Annotated in this window: 3 protein-coding genes and 1 pseudogene; 2 read left to right on the top strand and 2 right to left on the bottom strand. The window is 58.0% G+C overall.

Features of this window, described 5'->3' with window-relative positions:
- Positions 1–527 (bottom strand): annotated as a pseudogene (locus tag BSF44_RS29000) (NAD(P)(+) transhydrogenase (Re/Si-specific) subunit alpha); the annotation flags it as partial.
- A gap of 435 nt (positions 528–962) precedes the next feature.
- Positions 963–1,862 (bottom strand): LysR family transcriptional regulator, encoded by a 900-nt coding sequence (locus BSF44_RS28995; protein WP_095946415.1) that lies wholly within the window; start codon positions 1,860–1,862, stop codon positions 963–965.
- Between the two features lie 157 nt (positions 1,863–2,019).
- Here BSF44_RS28995 and BSF44_RS28990 point away from each other — a divergent pair, with 157 nt between their 5' ends.
- Both BSF44_RS28990 and BSF44_RS28985 read left to right on the top strand, forming a co-directional pair.
- Positions 2,020–3,201 (top strand): acyl-CoA dehydrogenase, encoded by a 1,182-nt coding sequence (locus BSF44_RS28990; RefSeq protein WP_095946414.1) that lies wholly within the window; start codon positions 2,020–2,022, stop codon positions 3,199–3,201.
- 11 nt (positions 3,202–3,212) lie between these two features.
- Positions 3,213–4,433: a CaiB/BaiF CoA-transferase family protein gene (locus BSF44_RS28985; RefSeq protein ID WP_095946413.1), complete on the top strand. Its 1,221-nt coding sequence runs from the start codon at positions 3,213–3,215 to the stop codon at positions 4,431–4,433.
- The last annotated feature ends 293 nt before the right edge of the window (positions 4,434–4,726 follow it).

Here is a 4,726-nt window from a genome sequence, read left to right as displayed (position 1 = left end):
CCGGCCACACCGGCACCAAGGATCAGCACGCGCGCCGCTTTCACGGTGCCCGCAGCGGTCATCAGCATCGGCATGAATCGCGGGTAGTGGTGCGCGGCCAGCAACACAGCCTTGTAACCGGCGATGTTGGCTTGCGAGGACAGCACATCCAGGCTCTGAGCGCGGGAGGTGCGAGGCGCGGCTTCCAGAGCAAAGGCGGTAATGCCGCATTCGGCCATTTTGGCGATGGTTTCATTGCTGAACGGATTGAGCATGCCCACCACAACGGTGCCGCTCTTGATCAGCGCCAGTTCGCTGTCGCTGGGCGCGACCACCTTCAAAATCAGCTCTGCACCAAACGCATCGTTGGCGCTGCCAATGCTTGCGCCTGCCGCTTCATAGGCACTGTCGACAACGCTGGCATTAATGCCGGCGCCGCTTTGTACAGTGACCTTATGGCCCTGGCCGATCAGCTTCTTGATGGTTTCCGGGGTTGCAGCAACCCGTGTTTCACCGGTCTGGGTTTCGAGAGGAACACCAATGTGCACGTCAAATCTCCTGCGTGATCTTGTTGAGTAAACCCATGCACTACGGATGGTGCGGCTGGGGCGGCCGATCAGCACGATCCCGCCAAATCAGGGCGGGGCGCGGCATTTTGCAGGCGAACTTTGTGCCCTTCAAGGGATTATGACGGGTGACGGAAAATTAACTACAAGTCACCCCGTGACCGAATGTCGCAACCAACTGCCTCAATCCCTTGCAGACCGTGCTTTTCAAGGATTCTGGCCGAAATTGAAGAATTTACACATCGGCCGTATGAATGATGCGGCATCGCCTAGAAATAGTGGCGCAAAGCCGCGTCATCAGGCGCTTGTGGGACGTTTGTACGACTTCTCGGTACAGTTTGCTGTTATGCGACAAATACGTATATCTGTAGGGCTTTAATTTAGCTGACTACGGGGTCAAGTAAGCTTTGAGAGCCTTTATCCCTCTAGGCTGTAGCTGTGCGCCTGATTTACCAGCCAGTCCCGAAATGCCCTTAATGATGCGGATTCGACCTTTCGCTCAGGAATCATCAGGTAATAAGCCTTGATGCTGGACAGTGCTTGCGGGTTGGCGATCACCAAGCGTTTCTCTTTCAACTCCCTTTGAATCAGGAACGGCGGGATCAGGGCGATGCCCATGTCGTGCATGGCTGCCTGGGCGAGCATGGAAAATAGCTCGTAGCGGGGGCCTGTCATGTCTCGCGGGACATTCAGGTGTTGGGAGTCGAACCATTGGCGCCAGGCATAAGGGCGGGTGGTTTGTTGCAGGAGAGGTAAGTCGGCAATTTCGTCGGGTGTCAGACCGGTCTTGTTTCCGAGCAGATTGGGGCTACAAACGGGCATCGGATTTTCACCCATCAGTCTGTGGGATTCTGTCCCCGACCAATCTGCGTCACCGAAGTAGATGGCGGCGTCGAAATCCGTGTCGGCGAACAGGAACGGGCGCGTGCGGTTGGTCAGGTTGACCGTTACTTCCGGGTGTTTTTGCTGGAAATCTTTAAGTCGCGGCAACAGCCATTGGGTGCCGAAGGTCGGAACCACGGCCAGCTCGATCACGTTGGTGCCTTGCTGGCCCATCACGGACAAGGTGTCGCGCTCAACGGCATCGAGTTGAGTGGCCACTCGACGGCTGTAGGAGAGTCCGGCTTCCGTCAGCTTGACCCCGCGCCGCGAGCGTCGGAACAGTTCCACGCTGAGGAACTCTTCAAGGCTGGCGATCTGTCGGCAAATCGCCCCTTGGGTCAGCGACAGTTCCTGGGCGGCCTTGGTGAAGCTCTCGTGGCGCGCTGCGGCCTCGAAGCTGATCAGGGCGGTGGTGCTGGGTATCTTTCTGCGCATGTACGTCAACCTCACTAATACATCGCATAAAGGCTCTTTCACGACGTTTCGGAGTGAGAAAATAGCACAACAGTATGCAAAATCCTCGTTTGCCGTGGCACCGATCCGGGCCTAGGATCAGTCCACGTTATTTGACCCGATTCGAGAGGACACACTCATGGGCGGTAAAGCTAGCTTCAACTGGATCGATCCCCTGCTGCTGGATCAACAGCTCACTGAAGAAGAACGCATGATTCGCGACACGGCTGCGCAGTTTGCTCAGCAGAGCCTTGCGCCGCGCATTCTTGAAGCTTTCCGTCATGAGAAGACCGATCCGGCGATCTTCCGCGAAATGGGCGAAGTCGGCCTGTTGGGTGCAACCATCCCCGAGCAGTACGGTGGCAGCGGCCTGAACTATGTCAGTTACGGCCTGATCGCCCGAGAGGTCGAGCGCATCGACTCCGGCTATCGCTCGATGATGAGCGTGCAGTCCTCGCTGGTGATGGTGCCAATCAATGAATTCGGTACCGAGGCGCAGAAGCAGAAGTACCTGCCGAAACTGGCGTCGGGCGAGTGGATCGGCTGCTTCGGTCTGACCGAGCCTAACCACGGCTCCGATCCGGGCGCGATGATTTCTCGTGCGCGTAAAGTGGAAGGTGGCTACAGCCTCACCGGCAACAAGATGTGGATCACCAACAGCCCGATCGCCGATGTGTTCGTGGTCTGGGCCAAGGACGATGCCGGCGACATCCGCGGCTTCGTTCTGGAGAAAGGCTGGAAAGGCCTGAGCGCTCCGGCGATTCACGGCAAGGTGGGCCTGCGGGCATCGATCACCGGTGAAATCGTGATGGACAACGTGTTTGTGCCGGAAGAGAACATCTTCCCGGACGTCCGTGGTCTGAAAGGTCCTTTCACTTGCCTCAATTCTGCACGTTACGGCATCTCCTGGGGTGCGCTGGGCGCGGCCGAGTTCTGCTGGCACACCGCTCGCCAGTACACCCTGGATCGTCAACAGTTTGGTCGCCCGCTGGCCGCTACCCAGTTGATCCAGAAGAAGCTGGCCGATATGCAGACTGAAATCACCATGGCGCTGCAAGGCTGCCTGCGTCTGGGTCGTATGAAGGACGAAGGGACTGCTGCTGTCGAAATCACTTCGATGATGAAGCGCAACTCTTGCGGCAAGTCCCTGGATATCGCGCGCATGGCTCGCGATATGTTGGGCGGCAACGGCATCTCCGATGAATTCGGTGTCGCGCGTCACCTGGTCAACCTGGAAGTGGTGAACACCTATGAAGGTACGCACGACGTCCATGCACTGATCCTCGGTCGTGCGCAAACCGGCCTCCAGGCGTTCTATTAAGGAGAACGTCCATGGGCGCGCTATCGCATCTACGGGTACTGGATTTATCGCGGGTGCTGGCCGGGCCTTGGGCCGGGCAGATCCTGGCCGACCTTGGCGCTGAAGTGATCAAGGTCGAGCGTCCGGGTAACGGCGATGACACGCGCGCCTGGGGACCGCCGTTCCTTAAAGACGCTTATGGCGAGAACACCAGCGAGGCCGCCTATTACTTGTCGGCCAATCGCAACAAACAATCGGTCACCATCGACTTCACTCGCCCTGAAGGGCAAAAGCTGGTGCGTGAACTGGCGGCCAGGTCGGACATCCTGATCGAGAACTTCAAGGTCGGCGGTCTGGCGGCTTATGGTCTGGACTATGAATCGCTGAAGGCGATCAATCCGGATCTGATCTATTGCTCGATCACCGGGTTCGGCCAGACCGGTCCTTACGCCAAGCGTGCGGGTTATGACTTCATGATCCAGGGGCTGGGCGGCCTCATGAGCCTCACGGGGCGACCTGAAGGCGAAGAAGGCGCGGGGCCGGTGAAGGTTGGCGTGGCGCTGACGGACATCCTGACCGGGCTGTATTCGACTGTCGCGATCCTCGCAGCGCTTGCGCATCGGGATCACGATGGCGGGGGTCAGCATATCGATATGGCTCTGCTGGACGTGCAGGTGGCTTGTCTGGCCAACCAGGCTATGAACTACCTGACGACAGGCAATGCGCCTAAACGCCTGGGGAATGCTCATCCGAACATCGTTCCCTATCAGGATTTTCCTACGGCCGATGGCGACTTCATCCTTACCGTCGGGAACGATGGGCAGTTTCGCAAATTCGCGGAAGTGGCCGGGCAGCCGCAGTGGGCGGACGATCCGCGTTTTGCGACCAACAAGCTGCGGGTGGCAAACAGGGCAGTACTGATCCCGCTGATCCGCCAGGCGACGGTGTTTAAGACGACCGCTGAATGGGTGGCGCAACTGGAGCGGGCTGGCGTGCCCTGCGGGCCTATCAATGACGTGGCGCAGATGTTTGCCGACCCTCAGGTCAAGGCGCGCGGGTTGGCTATCGAGCTGCCGCATGCGCTGGCCGGGATGGTGCCTCAGGTGGCGAGCCCGATTCGACTGTCTGAAACGCCGGTGGAGTACCGTTTTGCGCCTCCTCTGCTGGGTGAGCACACACTGGAGGTTTTGCAGCGGGTGTTGGGCCTGGATGACGGGGCGGTGTCCGCATTCAAGGCTTCTGGCGTTCTCTGATAGGTCTCTTCTATATAGAGGAGAGTTTCGGCTCCTCTATATAGGCTCCTTTTGGGGTGTTTTGCTGCTTTGTGCAGCATATTGATAGAAAACCTAAATCAGTGCTTGACGGCAGATTTCAGATGTCTATAATTCGCCCCACTTCCGGCGCAGTCGAAACGGAAAACTCCTTGGTAAACAACGAGTTACGCAGTTTTCGGCAGCAGGTTGCTTCAGTTCATCGAAGCCGAAAGGGAGTTGAAAAAGAGGTGTTGACAGCAGCGTGTAACGCTGTAGAATTCGCCTCCCGCTGA

The organism is Pseudomonas sp. ACN8 (assembly GCF_002303925.1).
Classification (GTDB): Bacteria; Pseudomonadota; Gammaproteobacteria; order Pseudomonadales; family Pseudomonadaceae; genus Aquipseudomonas.
The sequence above is the reverse complement of the archived record's forward strand: the minus strand, read 5'-3'. Positions and strand labels throughout refer to the sequence as shown.